This window comes from Psychroflexus aestuariivivens, from assembly GCF_004010055.1.
Classification (GTDB): domain Bacteria; phylum Bacteroidota; class Bacteroidia; order Flavobacteriales; family Flavobacteriaceae; genus Psychroflexus; species Psychroflexus aestuariivivens.
Window position 1 is genome coordinate 1 of record NZ_RQVT01000058.1, and the last position, 16462, is coordinate 16462.

Genomic DNA, 16462 nt, shown 5'->3' on the forward strand with positions numbered 1-16462 from the left:
GTAGGTCGCCGCCTTCCTTATTTGCAATAAAAGCCTCTAGAAATAGAGGCTTTTTTGTTTTAAATATATTAGAGACTTTTTTTAATGCAGTTTAACCTTAAAACTTATTTTTGTACTAAATTAGATTTATGGATATTTTTTTACTAATAATTGGTTTTATTCTTCTCGTTGTTGGAGGAGAATTTTTAGTTAGATCTTCTGTTGCCATTTCTTTGAAATTCAATATATCTAAAATGATTATTGGATTGACTGTTGTATCTTTTGCAACCTCTGCACCCGAACTTCTTGTTAGTTTACAAGCAGCTTTGTCTGGCTTCTCTGATATTTCTTTAGGTAATGTTATAGGGTCTAATATTGCTAACATTGGACTTGTTCTTGGCTTAACGGCTATAATTTCTACTATAGATATAGATCTTGATTTTTTGAAATTCAATTGGCCCCTCATGATGATTTTGTCAATTCTGCTATTTGTATTTCTAAGTTCAGGAGAAAATATTTCTAGAATAGAAGGTGTCGTATTTCTTATTATATTAACTCTGTTTTTATTATTTCTTATTAAAAAAGCTAAATCTTCGCGAGATAAACCTGTTGAAGAAGTTGATCCTAGTTTAGAATTAACATCTGGATTTAAAATTGTGCTTTGGTTGCTAATTGGGGGTTCTGGTTTGTATTTTGGTTCAGAATGGCTAGTTGATGGAGCTGTTGGTATAGCTGAATCTTTTGAGGTTAGCGAACGAGTTATTTCTGTTACAATGATTGCTGTAGGAACCAGTGTTCCCGAATTAGCAGCATCTGTTATTGCCGCACTTAAAAAGGAAAAAGGAATATCTTTAGGTAATTTAATTGGTTCGAATATTTTCAATATAGGTTCTGTAATTGGTTTAACTGCTATAATTCAACCTATTTTTTTACAATCTAAACAAGTTTTAACCAATGATATCTTCTGGATGATTGGTTTCGCATTTTTTCTTGTTCCACTCTCTTTCATACCACCTTTTAATAAAATTTCCCGATATAAGGGTGTTTTAATTTTCATTGCTTATATAATATTCGTTTTGCTAGCCTTTCGCTCTTAATTTATAGGGGTTGTTTGTGTTAAATAATTTGAATTTTAAATTTACCCCCTATTTTTGAGCATCATATAATTATAATATTTACATTTGTGATGAATTAAACATATATCACAATGGCTATTTTAAGATTCAATGCAATTAAAGAAACACTTCATAGAAAACCTGTAGATGTAAATGAAACAGAAAGACGATCAGAGCTATTTGGTCGTAATGTTTTCAATGAAAAAGCAATGCGTCAATTCTTAACTAAAGATTCATTTCAAAGTTTGAAAAACGCAATTGATAAAGGATACAAAATCGAACGCTCTTTGGCAGATCATATTTCTACTGGCATGAAAGAGTGGGCAATTTCTAAAGGTGCAACACACTATACTCATTGGTTTCAACCATTGACAGGATCAACAGCTGAAAAACATGATGCTTTTTTTGAAACTATTGAAGATGGTTCAGCAATGGAAAAATTCAATGGAGCTCAACTAGTTCAACAAGAACCGGACGCATCTAGCTTACCTCATGGTGGAATTAGAAATACTTTTGAAGCTAGAGGTTATACTGCTTGGGATCCAACTTCACCAGCTTTTGTGTGGGGAACAACGCTTTGTATTCCTACTATTTTTGTTGCTTATACAGGTGAAGCTTTAGATTACAAAACACCATTATTAAGATCTGTTTCAGCGTTGGATAAAGCAGCAACAGATGTTGTTAGGTATTTCGATAAAAAAGTAAATAAAGTAATAACAACTCTTGGTTGGGAGCAAGAATATTTCTTAGTTGATTCAGCTTTAGCTGCTTCTAGACCTGACTTAATGATGTCAGGAAGAACACTATTGGGACATTCACCTGCTAAAGGTCAGCAATTGGACGATCACTATTTTGGATCTATCCCGAGTCGAGTTTTAAATTACATGAGAGATTTGGAACACGAGTGCATGTTATTAGGAATTCCTGTAAAAACAAGACATAACGAAGTTGCTCCAAACCAATTTGAATTAGCGCCAATTTTTGAAGAAGTCAACCTTGCTGTTGACCATAATTCATTATTGATGGATGTGATGGATAAAATAGCAGAACGTCACAACTTTAAAGTTTTATTTCATGAAAAGCCATTTCAAGGTGTAAACGGAAGTGGAAAACACAACAATTGGTCTTTGGCTACGGATTCTGGTTCAAACTTATTAAGCCCAGGGAAAACGCCTATGAAAAATATGCGTTTTTTAACCTTTTTCATAAATACGATAAAAGCTTTTGGCGAAAATGAAGAACTCATAAGAGCAACAATTGCTTCGGCTTCAAATGATCATCGCTTAGGTGCTAATGAAGCCCCACCAGCCGTAATGTCTGTTTTCATCGGTACTCAATTGACAAAAGTTCTAGATGAACTTGAAAAAGTTACTGATGGAAAGCTTTCTCCTGAAGAAAAAACAGATCTCAAATTGAATGTAGTTGGTAAAATTCCAGAAATACTATTAGATAATACAGACCGAAATAGAACTTCGCCTTTTGCCTTTACAGGAAATAAATTTGAATTGCGTGCAGTAGGTTCAACAGCAAATTGTGCTGATCCAATGACTGTTTTGAATGCCATTGTTACTAAACAACTCAAAGAATTTAAATCAGAAGTTGATTCGCTTATCAAAGATAAAAAAATGAAAAAGGATGATGCTATTTTCAATGTTTTAAGAGAATACATCAAAGACTCTAAGAAAATTAGATTTGAAGGTGATGGTTACGGTGAAGCTTGGGAAAAAGAAGCTGAAAAACGTGGCTTGAGTAATTATCGTACGACTCCTGAAGCTTTGAAACCAAAAATCTCCGAAAAAGCTATCAATTTATTCAGGGATTTAGAAATCATGAATGAAACTGAGGTTAAGGCACGTTACGAAATTGAAATCGAAAACTACTCTAAGCATATTCAGATAGAAAGTCGAATTTTGGGAGATATTGCAAGAAACCATATTATTCCTACGGCCATAAAATATCAAAATGTGTTGATAAAAAATGTCAAAGGTCTTAAAGAAATTTATGGATCTGGCTTTAAAGATCAAGCAAAAGAACAAATGAGCATTATCGAATCTATTTCAAAACACCTTGAAAAAATAAATGGAGGAATAGATGCTATGATTTCTGAAAGAAAATCAGCTAACGCTTTAGAGGATGAAACTAAAAAAGCATTTGCTTATTGTGATAAAGTAAAACCTCATTTTGAAGACATTCGTTACCATTGTGATAAATTAGAACTTTTAGTTGATGACGAAATTTGGCCTTTAACAAAATACCGTGAACTATTATTCACAAAATAATTTAAATAAAAATCAATTTGACCCGGTGATTTACTACAAGTCACCGGGTTTATTTTTTAAATTTGCCACCAAAATCATTCAGATATGAACAAAGATAAAGCCAGATATGCGAAACGTGGTGTGTCTGCTCAAAAAGAAGATGTCCATAATGCAATTAAAAATGTTGACAAGGGAATTTTTCCAAAAGCATTTTGCAAAATTATCCCTGATTATCTTACCCAAAGTGATGAGCACTGCATCGTTATGCATGCTGATGGAGCAGGAACAAAATCTTCTCTAGCTTATCTTTACTGGAAAGAAACTTGGGACAAAAGCGTATGGAAAGGCATTGCACAAGATGCCCTTATTATGAATATTGACGACCTACTATGCGTCGGTGCTACAGATCATATTTTGGTTTCCTCTACGATTGGACGTAATAAAAATCTAATTCCTGGCGAAGTCATTTCTGAAATTATTAATGGTACAGAATCTTTAGTAGAAAGCTTGAATCACCATGGTTTAAGCATTCATACAACTGGTGGTGAAACTGCAGATGTTGGTGATTTGGTGCGAACTATAATTGTTGACTCTACTGTAACTGCTAGATTGAAGAAAACAGAAGTTATCGATAACGCTAACATTAAACCTGGCAATGTTATTGTCGGACTTTCCTCAAGTGGTCAGGCTACTTATGAAACCGAATACAATGGTGGTATGGGAAGCAACGGTCTGACATCCGCAAGACATGATGTTCTACATAAGTATTTAGCTGAAAAATATCCAGAAAGTTTTGATTCAAAAATTCCAGAAGATTTAATTTATTCTGGTTCGAAAAAACTTACCGATAAAATTTCGGATGAATTACCTGATGTTGGACGATTAATTCTTTCCCCGACAAGAACTTATGCGCCAATTGCTAAGAAAATCTTCAATGAAATAGGTAAAGATCAAATTGATGGAATGATTCATTGTAGTGGCGGTGCACAAACAAAAATTCTTCATTTTATAGATAATTTACACATTATCAAAAATAATATGTTTGAAGTTCCACCGTTATTCAAACTTATTCAAAGCGAAAGCCAAACAGAATGGCAAGAAATGTATCAAGTCTTTAATATGGGACACCGTTTAGAATTTTATGTAGATCAATCCATCGCCAATCAAATTATTGAAATTTCAAAGTCATTTAATGTAGAAGCTAAAATAGTTGGTAGAGTAGAATCAGCCGATCAAAAATCACTAACTATTGAAAGTGAATTCGGACAGTTCAAGTATTAAAATCAAATGATTAAAAATTTTTTTATACTTTTTTTTCTTACTAGTTTATTAGTAACAGAAGTGAATGCTCAGATTTTTGGGGAAATTCAAGAAGTTAAACCAGTTGGTGAGTACTTATTTCCTATTGGTGCTAAACCTTTAATTATTTCAAGTTTTGATGTTAAAGACAAATACGAATTTTCATATAATGAGTTAGTACCAACCGTTGGGCCTATCAGTTTTTGGGAAGAACTCAATCAATTTACTTTGGATTTTAGTGAAGTAGCTTTTGTAAACTGGAACGCTGGTGGTTCCAATTCTGTTTCAGGATTATACGGTATGAATATCAAGCGTTTATTCCGAAAAAATGCATTGCGGTGGAATAATGAATTTCGTTTTCGTTTTGGAGTGAACAAACAAGAAGACCAGGAACTTAGAAAAACTGAAGATGAGCTAGAAATAATTTCAACGTTTGGTTACCAATTTAGTAAAGAATCAAATTGGTTTTATTCTGCTAAATTCAACTATAGAACCCAAATTGCACCTGGTTACAATTACCCCGATAAAGACAATTCAATTTCTGGTTTTATGGCTCCAGGTTATGTGTTTTTAGGAGCTGGAGCAAAATACACCTTGCCAGACGAATCTTTTGAAATGTATCTGTCACCAATTACGCAAAAATCTACTTTTGTTTTGAATCAAAGACTTGCCAACGATGGCGCCTTTGGTGTTGAAGCTGCGATTAGAGACGAAGAAGGAAATATTATTAGAGAGGGAAAAACTTCTAGAAATGAATTTGGTATTTTAGTCACAAATGAATTTACCAAAGAAATTTTCGACAATGTCAATGCCATAAGCAGGCTCAGCCTATATTCGGATTATATCAACAATTTTGGCAACATTGATGTAGATTGGGAATTGAACTTCAATTTTAAAATCAATGAATTTATGAAAGCCAACTTTGGTTCCCATATCAGATACGACGATGATATTAAAATTAAAGAAGAAAATGCCAACGGCAACTTGGTTCAAAAAGGTGCAAGAATTCAATGGAAGCAACAACTAGGCATTGGTGTTATTGTTGAATTATAGTAACAATTTCAAGTTGAACACAGTTATTTTTTTAAAAGAAATTCCTCGTTTTTACTTTTATTCGGAACTCAAAAATTCATAAGAATTATTGTAAATTCGCAATCACATTTTTTAACTATGCTAGATAAATTAAATTTAATAAAACAACGGTTCGATGAAGTCAGTGACTTGATTATTCAACCAGATATAATTTCAGATCAAAAACGTTATATAGAGCTTTCAAAAGAATATAAAGAACTGAGAGCTATTATGGAAGAACGCGATCACTATATAGAAATAAAAAACAACTTAGAAGAAGCAGAGGAAATTCTGAACAATGAATCTGATCCAGAAATGGTCGATATGGCCAAATTGCAATATGAGGAAGCTAAGGATGAATTGCCACAACTTGAAGAGAAAATCAGAATGATGCTGATTCCAAAAGATCCTGAAGATGCCAAAAATGCTGTTGTCGAAGTTCGAGCGGGAACTGGGGGAGATGAAGCTAGTATTTTTGCTGGTGATATTTTCAGAATGCTAACCAAGTATTGTGAACACAAAGGTTGGAAGGTTGATGTTGTTGATTATAGTGAAGGCACAAATGGTGGTTACAAAGAAATTCAATTTGAAGTTTCTGGAGAAGAAGTTTACGGAACTTTGAAATATGAAGCTGGTGTACATCGTGTACAAAGAGTGCCACAAACAGAAACGCAAGGTAGAGTTCATACCAGTGCAGCCACAGTTATGGTTTTTCCCGAAGCTGAAGAATTTGATATTGAAATTAACCCCAAAGATGTTAGAATAGATTATTTCTGTTCTTCTGGACCTGGTGGACAATCCGTAAACACAACTTATTCTGCAGTAAGATTGACTCATGAACCGACTGGAATTGTTGCCCAATGTCAGGATCAGAAATCTCAGCATAAAAATAAGGAAAAAGCTTTTCGAGTTTTAAGATCACGTCTTTATGAAATGGAGTTGGCTAAAAAGCAAGCAGAAGATGCAGAAAAGCGTGGAAGTATGGTCACAAGTGGAGATAGAAGCGCCAAAATTAGAACCTACAATTATGCTCAAAGTCGAGTAACAGATCATAGAATCAATTTGACCTTGTATGATTTGGATAATATTATCAATGGAGACATTCAAAAAATTATTGACGAATTGAAATTGGTTGATAATACCGAAAAACTCAAGAACATATCTGACGACTTATAATTGAATTTATGCAAATCGAAAATTTAATAGCTCAAATTAAAGCTAAACAATCCTTGCTTTGCATTGGTTTGGATGTAGATTTGGACAAAATACCTAAATATTTATTAACTACTGAAGATCCTATTTTTGAATTCAATAAAGCCATTATCGATTCAACAGCAGAATACTGTGTGGCTTACAAACCCAATATTGCTTTCTATGAAGCTTATGGTCTAAAAGGTTGGCAAGCTTTAGAAAAAACAATTTCTTACCTAAACACCAATTATCCCGACCATTATACTATTGCAGATGCTAAACGTGGCGATATTGGCAATACATCTAGAATGTATGCTAAAGCATTTTTGGAAGACTTAGATTTCGATTCGATTACGATTGCTCCTTATATGGGTAAAGATTCAGTTGAACCATTTTTACAATTTGAAAATAAACACGCCATATTATTAGCCCTAACTTCAAATGAAGGCGCTAATGATTTTCAACTGAAAACTCAAGGTGAATACAAGTTATTTGAGCAAGTTTTAAAAACTTCTCAAACTTGGCAAAATTCACATAGATTGATGTATGTTGTTGGTGCAACACAAACCCAATTTCTAAAAGATATAAGAGCACTTGTCCCTAAAAGTTTTTTGCTCGTTCCTGGCGTAGGTGCACAAGGCGGAAGTTTGAAAGATGTTTGCCAATACGGACTCAACGAAGATTACGGTTTGTTAATCAACGCTTCTCGTGCTATAATTTATGCTTCAGACAAAAAAGACTTTGCTCAATCTGCAGCTGATCAAGCAAAAAAAATGCAAGAGGAAATGAAGACATTCATTTAGTCTCAAAATAAATTTCAGCAGTAGTTTTCTTAACCAAAGTGATTTCTTGGATCAAGTTTTAGTTTTCATTTTATAATTATTGAAACCTGTAAAATGATTTAATCTGATAATTTTAGAATGAGTTTCTCATCAAATATTGAAAATCATATCCTTCTAATGGATAGTTTTTGGCTAATGATATCTTCTAATTTTTAGTCTAACAATAGCACATAAAAAAAGTTTACATCATAACGGTGTAAACTTTTTTCTTTTTTAAGAGTTGACGAAAATTTATTTCTCGCCTTCCATTTCTTCTTCTACTTCTTCAGCACCTTCTTCCATTGCTTCGCCAGTTTCTTCAGCAGCGTCTTCCATAGCTTCACCAGTGTCTTCAGCAGCATCTTCTACTTCTTCAGCACCTTCTTCCATAGTTTCTTCTACTTCGTCAGCAGCTTTTTCAGTTTCGCTTTTTTCTTCTCTACAGCTTACAACTCCTAATGCTAGAAGCGCAGCCATTGTGATTGATAAAATTGACTTTTTCATTTGTTTTGATTTTTGATTACGCTTCAAAAGTAAAGTTTTTCTTAAATATATTAAAACTTATCAGGATTTTTTATTATTTCTTTTGCACGCTCCAAATGATTGTTCAATGTTGCTTTTTTCATTTTTTTGAGCATGCTCATCATCATATTCATACGCTGGTTGTTCTCAAAATGTTCTTGTTTTTCGTATAAAAAATTCCAATATAAATTATTAAATGGACAGGCATCATCACCTTCTTTTTTATTTACGGCGTATTTACAGGATTTGCAATAATTACTCATTTTATTGATGTAACTTCCACTGGAAACGTAAGGTTTGGTCGCAATAATGCCACCGTCCGCAAATTGACTCATACCGCGAGTATTAGTAATTTCTACCCATTCTATAGCGTCGATGTAAACGCCTAAATACCAATTATCTACTTCGTCAGGATCTGTCATATTCAGTAAAGCGAAATTGCCCAGAACCATCAATCTTTGGATATGGTGTGCATAAGCTTCATCCAAACTTTGGTTTACAGAATGTTTTAGACAATTCATATCTGTTTTACCAGTCCAATAGAAATCTGGCAATTTATTATGGTTTTCGAGTTTGTTTTTCGATTTGTAACCAGGCATTTGGTGCCAGTATAAACCGCGCATATATTCTCGCCATCCTAGGATTTGACGCACAAAACCTTCTATTTGTGAAATATCTATTTCTTTTTTATTAGAATAATAAGTTTCTACCGCAGCGTCGATGACTTCTTTTGGAGATAACATTTTGGTATTCAAAACAAATGATAATCGTGAATGAAACAAAAACTTTTCATCGGTATGCATTGCATCTTCGTAATCGCCAAAATGAACTAAAAGTGTTTCACAAAAATAGTCTAATACTTCCAGAGCTTCTGCTCTAGAGCAGGGCCAAACAAAGTTTTTCTCATCAATACGTCCCATCGTTTTGATATTCTGCGACTGTATTTGATTTACAACAGATTCAACATTTTTGTCAAAACTTTTGAATTTTGGAATTGATGGATTTCCGCTCCATTTTTTACGATTACTTTTATCGAAATTCCATTGTCCGCCTTCTGGTTTCTGACCAGCATTTATTAGGATGTCATGTTTTTTTCGCATATCACGATAAAAGTATTCCATTGTCATGCCTTTTTTGCCTTCGTAAAAATCAGCGACATCAGATCTTTTGGTGTAAAAATGCTCTGAATCACAGACTTCATAATCGATTTCTAGTTTATTGCAATAGGCTTTTAGCTTTTGATCCAGTCGAAATTCATCTGGCATTTGGTATTCGAATTTTTCAATTCCATATTTTTCGATCAGGTGATTTAGGTTTTCAATCAAATCTTGTTGATTGTCTTCTGAATCAATTTCGTAGTAAACTATGCGATGACCTTCGGATTTCAAATGTTCTGCAAATTGGCGCATGGATATGAAAAAACCGACAACTTTTTGAATGTGATGTTTTACATAGGTGGTTTCTTCTTTGGTTTCGGCCATGAAATATATAAGGTTCTCATTCTTATCATCTAGCCAAGAATGATTGTAATTCAGTTGGTCGCCGAGAATCAATCTTAATGTTTTTTTCATAACTTAAATCTTTAAATAACTTATAGACTTTTTATTTATGGCGTTTAATTTCTAATTTTCTAAAATCCTAGCCCTGATCGAAGCGGCATCCTTGGTTTTGCAAGGCTTAGTCATTGTATTGCCAAAAAGCGACTGCAAGAAGCTATTTTGGCGAGTCAAAAGACTTGTTTTGAAGAACCAAGTAGAGCAAAGAGCAGGTTCCCGGCTACTCAAACAAAGTTTTTTGTAACCATGTGCGCTGGTAATTTCCGTTGGGATCGTAACGTTTAGCCTGAGTTTTAATATTGAATTTCCTATCACGTGGATCGTTGCCAACGCCACTGTTGTACATCCAGTTTCCCCAATTGCTATGTACATCATAGTCGATGAGCATAGATTCAAAATAGGCAGCACCTATGCGCCAATCTTGTTGCCATTCTTTGGCCCAAAAACTATTGACATTTTGCCGACCACGATTGCTCATAAATCCTGTATTCTTGATTTCTAACATATTAGCATTGACAAAATCTTCTTCTGTTGTGCCATTTATCCATTTTTTGAAGGCTTTTTCATCATTTTGCCACTCATAGTTTTTGTCTAAAATGCCACCCAATTGAAAAATTTTGTTGCCGTGTTTTAAAGAAATATATTTGAAATAATCTCGCCAAATTAATTCGAAAATTAACCAGTATGTATCCTGATTTTTTTTGACTTCAGATTCAAATTTTTTGACCTGATGATAAGTTGAAACTGCTGAAATGCTTCCATTAGCAAGCCATGCCGAAAATTTGGAACTGTAATCTGTGCCCAAAAGTCCGTTTCTTGTTTTCTTGTAGTATTGTAGTTTCTTGGTGTTCCAAAAGTAATGGTTTAGTCTTTTCCATGCCTCGTCTTCACCACCTTCAAACGGAAAAGCGCTTCTGAAATCAAGCTCGAATTCTGTTAAACCTAAATCTGATAACGAAGGCAAATGATTTCCAAAATCTTTATAATGTTCTTTCGGCTTAGCATCGGGTTTTGGCGTTGGTTTGCGGGCTATTGCCTTTTTTTCGCAATGTTTTCTAAAACTGGTGTACACTTCTGGGATTTCATTCCAATTTTCAAACGGTACATCATTAGGATGATACATGAATTGGTCGTAGCTGGCGATGAAATTTGTGTCTGGTAATTTTTTTCTAAGAGATTTTTCGATTTCAAATTCCTCTTGCGTCCATTCTTTTTGAAAAAAGAGGTTTTGAATTTTATAATCATTAGATAATTTTTCAAAAGTAGCTTCTGGTGTGTCGCAGCTTATATTCAAGCCAATATTCAGTGCTTTCAGGTTTTTCTGAAGTGATTGCACACTTTCAATGCAAAATTTTGCCCTGTATTTCTCAGTTTTTTTGAAACCATATTTGGTTTCTACATAATGTCTAGGATCAAAACAGTATAATCCAATAACTTGTGTTTCTTGATCGCAAGCTTTGGCTAAAGACTGTTGGTCCTCTGTTCTAAGGTCGTTTCTAAACCAAACGACGTTTATATTTTGTTTCGTTTGCATTTTTCACTACAATATTTAACGTGTTCCCAATTCAATTTCCATTTTTTTCGCCAGGTGAATGATTTTCTACAAGTTGCACAAATTTTTTGTGGCAAATGTGGTTTTGTATGTGCCATTATTTCAATAAAGATTAGCTGTTTTCGTTTGGTCTGGCGTAAGCAAATCTGTCTAAAAGTTCTGTTGCGACATATCCATCTAAACCAATAATTCCGGCTGTTTTCGCTTTTGAAAGATCAAGCCATCCATCTTTGTGTTGAAGGTTGTCTTCAAAACGCAAATGTTCTATTTCTCCGATAATGAGGTGGCAGTTTTGTTCTTTAATATGATATTCATTTACAAAACGACAGCCTATTTGTATGGCTGAAAATTTTACAAAAGGTGCTTTAAATTCTGGGAGAAAATAAGTGTCTAAATTCACAGCTTCAAATTCCGATTCATTTTCATTATATTTTGCTGAAGTTTGATGAGCTTGTTGAATAAAATCTTGATGAATGTGATTTACAGTAAATTCGCCAGTCGATTTCATATTGTCGTAGGTATGTCTGGCTACGGTTATTGGTCTCAACATAAAACACAACATCGGCGGATTGCTGCCCAGATGTATTACAGAGTTGAAAACGGCTAAGTTAGAAATGTCTTGATTTGAAATAGTTCCTATTAAATTTGCAGATTTTACACCACCACAACTATTGATTAGATGCATACGTTCCAATCTTGGCATGTCTAATATTTCTTTTTTTGTAATATGTTTCATAAAAAAAGGTCGACTTTTAAATCGACCTAAATTTAATTATTGTTTAATTTATTTATGTTAAAAATTAAACAAATTATGATTCATCTTCCAAACTTGGATAATCTGTGTAGCCTTTTTTACCAGTAGTATAAAAAGTGTCTTGATCCCAATCTTGGAGCGGTGCATTTTTTTCAAAACGAGTCGGCAAGTCTGGATTAGAGATGAATAATTTCGCAAAAGCGACTAAGTCTGCTTTTTTATCTTCGATGACTTTATTTCCACTGTCTTGATCGAAACCAGCATTAATCATTAAATTCCCTTTATATAAAGGTCTGAAATGTTCAGCAATATTACTCACCAAAAAGTCTTTGTCGCTCACATCGTTGAATGGTTCAGAAAGGTGTAAATACGACAAATCATATTCATCGCTCAGTCTATTGACAATATATTCAAAAGTTGGAATGGTCTCTTCATCAGCTTCCATTCCAAAGATGCCATGTAGAGATGGATTCAAACGAACGCCGATTCTATTTTCAGGAAAAAAGACTTTAACAGCTTCTAAGACTTCAAACAAAAATCTAGCTCGATTTTCTTTAGAACCACCATATTCGTCGGTTCTGTGGTTAGAAGATTTGTTGAAAAATTGATGAAATAAATATCCATTTGAAGAATGAATTTCGATACCATCAAAACCAGCATCTACAGCATTTTTAGCGGCACGCTTGAAATCTTGTACCGTTTCTTTAACTTCTTCCGTGGACATTGCTTTGGGTGTGACTGTATCTTTGAAACCATCGTAAGTATAAGATTGAGCGTTTGGATTTATTGCGCTAGGAGCCAAGGGCTTTTTGCCGTCATGGAAGTCTGGATGCGAAATTCTACCAACATGCCATAACTGTATGAATATTTTTCCGCCTTCGTCATGGACGGCTTCAGTAACTTTTTGCCAACCCTCGATTTGTTCTTTATTGTGAATTCCTGCGGTATTCACATATCCTACAGCGCGCTCAGAAACTTGAGATCCTTCAGATATAATTAGACCAGCACCAGCACGTTGACGGTAATATTTAGTATGCAAATCTGTCGGTGCGTTATATTTATTATCAGCACGACTTCTAGTCATTGGTGCCATGATGACTCTGTTTTTCAATTCTAAATCGCCTAATGAATAAGGGGTTAGTAATACTTGTTTATCACTCATAATTAATTTTTCGTTTAAAATTAATATACAGGTTTTGATGTAAGCGTTAAAAGTCTTGTAAATATGCTAAAGTATTCATCTATAGCTGTATAATAAGTTCTTATTGTACAGAAGTCAATTGCTTAAAATATTAATTTTTAAATAATGATTCTCCTGTTTATTGCTGATCCTCAATTTTTTCGTGATTTAAGTTAATCTGAACTTAAAATTTTATTCCATTTCCAAGGATTCAACCCTTTTTTTATTTTAAATTGCAATAATATTTTTAAAAATTATAACTTTTCTCAATTGATATTTGGATGGATTTATGTCGAAAGCATTCAAATTAGAAATATGATTTCTTTCAATTTAGAAAGCAAGAAATGTTTTTAAAAAAGTAGTTTATGATAGTCAAAAAAAGCTTTAGTTTTTTTTGAGAATCAATTATTTGAATAATGAGATTCATTCAAGATATCAAAAATCTATTATATACTGAAATGAAAAATATCAGATTTAAATTTTAAGCATTTTTAATCTGATATTTTTCATTTACTTATGTACTCAATGATTGTTATTTATATTAAAGAATGTGCTAAGAAATACAGAACATGAAAAAACATCGACTCAGGTTACTAGTTTTGAGCTTCATCCTCTTTTTTTCAAAAGGAAATTCACAAGAATTTGAACTGTATTCTCAATTTAATGGAAGTTACGATTTTACAGCTATTGGTAACACATTGAATGTTCAAGAAAACGGATTAAATGTAGCATGTGTAATATCAACTCAGTCCAGTACAAGTTTAAATTTAAATCCAGATCAGATAGTTGAAGCTGCGTACCTTTTTTGGTCTGGCTCTGGAGATGGTTCTGGAAATTTCACTATCAATTTAAATAATGAACTAGTTTCAGCAGACAAAACCTATTCTTACATTTATGATTCTCCTACCAGCCAAGTTGATTTAGATTTTTTTGGTGCGATGTCAGACGTAACTCAAATTGTCCAAAATACAGGAAATGGTAATTATACAGTTTCTGGTATTAATTTAAATAATATCATTTCAGCGTATTGTCCTACAGCTCAAAATTACGGAGGATGGGCAATAATAATTGTTTATGAAGAAGCCAGTTTAGGAGCTAATCAAGTAAATATATATGATGGTTTTGAATTTGTAGGCTTATCTAATAATAGCACCACTATTCTTCTAGACAACCTTAATGTCGTCGAAACAGATGGGGCTAAAATTGGTTTTTTAGCTTGGGAGGGTGATGATGCTCTTGCTTTAAACGAAACTCTACAATTTAATGGTGTGACCTTAAGTGACCTACCTTTGAACCCAGCAAATAATATGTTCAACGGTACAAACTCTTACACAGGCAATAATAATCTTTGGAATATGGATTTAGATGTTCTGGATATAGAAGATGTTATTGAAGTAGGAGACACCCAGGCTACTATTAACTTAAATTCTGATCAAGATGGTGTTTTTTTACACCATGTAGCTACGACAATAAGTTCTGAATTGCCAGATGCAACTGTAGAAATTACAGATACGTTTAATGAAGGTGTTTGTGATAATAAAATAATTGATTTTGTTGCTTCTGTAGATAATTTCAATTCTACTCAAGCTTTGCCAGAGAATATTCCCGTTTCCCTTTTTGTTATTGATGAAAATGGGAATGAACTTTATTTAGGAACAGAATTTACTGAAAATGAAATTCTTATTAATGGTTCAGAAGATTTAGTTTTTTCTGTAGTTATTCCAGATAATGTACCACTTTCTACTCAAATCATTGTTCGTGTAAATGATGATGGAACTGGCAATAGCATCGTGACGGAGAGTAACTTCGAAAACAATGAATACATTTACGATTTACAAATATATGAATCTCCAGAACCTCCTATTTTGGAGAACCTAGAGGAATGTGGATTCGTAGATGAAATTGAATTTGATTTAACTGCAGCAGCTAGTCAAATTAATACAGATGAGTTTACAATTAGTTTTTATAATTCTCAAATTGATGCAGAAACTGAAGTCAATGCCATCGATAATTTAGATTCATATTCCATAACCGATCAAAACGAAACCATTTGGGTTCGGATTTTTGACGGCAATTGTTTTGCCGTCAGTAACTTTGAAATCGAAAGCCTTGTGCCGCCACAAATCAATGATCCTACCATGTTTGCAGAATGCGATTTTTCAGACAGCCAAAACGGATTTGCAAGTTTTAATTTAAGCAGCAAAATAGATGAGATCACCAATAATAACTCGGATTACGCCGTCGAATTCTTCACCACCCAAGCCGAAGTTGAAGATTTAAATATTGAAACTGGTTTATCCAGTCCTTATACTAATGACAACGCATTTTCACAAACGCTGTTTGTCCGCGTTACCGACATCAATAATGATTGTGTATCCTTTACTAGTTTAGAACTGCAAGTTGACCTCTTGCCTGAAATTGCTACTCCTGAAGATTTACCAAGTCTCGAACTCTGTGATGAAGGCAACGGTCAAGCTGATTTTGATTTAACACAAAACAATCTTAATATTCTAAACGGATTGACAGCCACGGAGCACGAGATTGAATTTTATAGCTCAGAATCAGAGGCTGACAACGACCAAAATCCAATTACAAATCCTGATAATTTCACTTCTCCTGGACAAACGATTTTTGTACGTGTAACTGAGATCGAGACTGGCTGTCATGCACTGACTAGTTTCGATTTGCTTGTTTTACCATTACCAGATTTAAATCCGCCCGATCCCATTCGCATTTGCGATTTGGATGATGATGGCCAAGCCAGTTTCTTTTTGCCCGTGGTCGAAAGTGGACTTATAAATGCACCTGAAAATTATAGCTTCAGCTACCACGAAAGTCAAAACGATGCCGAAAATGACCAAAACCCGATCAGCGATCCCGATAATTTCATCAACACCCAAAGTCCGATTCAAACGATTTATGTTTTAGTGACCGATACTGAAACCGGCTGCCAAAGCACCACCAATTTTGAAATCGAAGTTTTGCCAGTAGATTTTATTCCTTTTGCCCTCACCGATTTTGAAGTCTGCGCTGATACCACAGACGGCATAGGTATTGGACTTGATTTGACTAGCCAAGAAGCCTTTATCTTTGGGGAGACCGACAATAGTGATGATTACCTAGTGACTTATCATCTGAGTCAAAGTGATGCCGCTGAAGGCGAA

General features: G+C 34.0%; 13 protein-coding genes. 7 read left to right on the forward strand and 6 right to left on the reverse strand.

The genetic code is table 11. The annotated features are described in order from the left end of the window. Positions 1-128 precede the first annotated feature (128 nt). From EIG86_RS12695 to pyrF, 6 genes are all read left to right on the forward strand, one after another. Entirely contained in the window at positions 129-1076 is a 948-nt protein-coding gene (locus tag EIG86_RS12695) for a calcium/sodium antiporter (protein WP_127846560.1), read from the forward strand. A gap of 110 nt (positions 1077-1186) precedes the next feature. After that, positions 1187-3373 carry a glutamine synthetase III family protein gene (locus tag EIG86_RS12700; RefSeq protein WP_127846561.1) on the forward strand — a complete coding sequence of 729 codons (2187 nt, stop codon included), beginning with the start codon at positions 1187-1189 and terminating at the stop codon, positions 3371-3373. Positions 3374-3457: 84 nt separating this feature from the next. Beyond that, positions 3458-4633 carry an AIR synthase related protein gene (locus EIG86_RS12705; RefSeq protein ID WP_127846562.1) on the forward strand — a complete coding sequence of 392 codons (1176 nt, stop codon included), beginning with the start codon at positions 3458-3460 and terminating at the stop codon, positions 4631-4633. A gap of 6 nt (positions 4634-4639) precedes the next feature. After that, positions 4640-5704, forward strand: a complete 1065-nt coding sequence (locus EIG86_RS12710; protein ID WP_127846563.1) for a DUF3078 domain-containing protein — start codon at positions 4640-4642, stop codon at positions 5702-5704. 117 nt (positions 5705-5821) lie between these two features. Next, entirely contained in the window at positions 5822-6898 is a 1077-nt protein-coding gene (gene prfA / locus EIG86_RS12715; RefSeq protein ID WP_127846564.1) for a peptide chain release factor 1, read from the forward strand. 8 nt (positions 6899-6906) lie between these two features. Further along, positions 6907-7716 (forward strand): orotidine-5'-phosphate decarboxylase, encoded by an 810-nt coding sequence (pyrF, locus tag EIG86_RS12720; protein ID WP_127846565.1) that lies wholly within the window; start codon positions 6907-6909, stop codon positions 7714-7716. 270 nt (positions 7717-7986) lie between these two features. Here the strand turns inward: pyrF and EIG86_RS12725 are convergent, their stop codons facing one another. The 6 genes from EIG86_RS12725 to EIG86_RS12750 form a co-directional block, all read right to left on the reverse strand. Then, entirely contained in the window at positions 7987-8238 is a 252-nt protein-coding gene (locus tag EIG86_RS12725) for a hypothetical protein (protein ID WP_127846566.1), read from the reverse strand. 50 nt (positions 8239-8288) lie between these two features. Beyond that, complete coding sequence (locus EIG86_RS12730; protein ID WP_127846567.1) at positions 8289-9827, reverse strand: cryptochrome/photolyase family protein; 1539 nt, start codon at positions 9825-9827, stop codon at positions 8289-8291. 205 nt (positions 9828-10032) lie between these two features. Continuing rightward, the gene (locus EIG86_RS12735; RefSeq protein ID WP_127846568.1) at positions 10033-11346 is read right to left on the reverse strand and encodes a DASH family cryptochrome; all 1314 of its coding nucleotides are present in this window, start codon (positions 11344-11346) and stop codon (positions 10033-10035) included. After that, positions 11325-11462: a DUF2256 domain-containing protein gene (locus EIG86_RS12740; RefSeq protein WP_127846569.1), complete on the reverse strand. Its 138-nt coding sequence runs from the start codon at positions 11460-11462 to the stop codon at positions 11325-11327. The genes EIG86_RS12735 and EIG86_RS12740 overlap by 22 nt, the downstream gene beginning before the upstream one ends. Before the next feature lie 14 nt (positions 11463-11476). Then, positions 11477-12100, reverse strand: a complete 624-nt coding sequence (locus EIG86_RS12745; protein ID WP_127846570.1) for a flavin reductase family protein — start codon at positions 12098-12100, stop codon at positions 11477-11479. A 73-nt stretch (positions 12101-12173) separates the two neighbouring features. Further along, positions 12174-13280, reverse strand: a complete 1107-nt coding sequence (locus EIG86_RS12750) for an alkene reductase (protein ID WP_127846571.1) — start codon at positions 13278-13280, stop codon at positions 12174-12176. Positions 13281-13867: 587 nt separating this feature from the next. Between EIG86_RS12750 and EIG86_RS12755 the strand changes: the two genes are divergently transcribed. Beyond that, the coding region (locus EIG86_RS12755; RefSeq protein ID WP_127846572.1) for a hypothetical protein at positions 13868-16462 on the forward strand (2595 nt) is incomplete at its 3' end.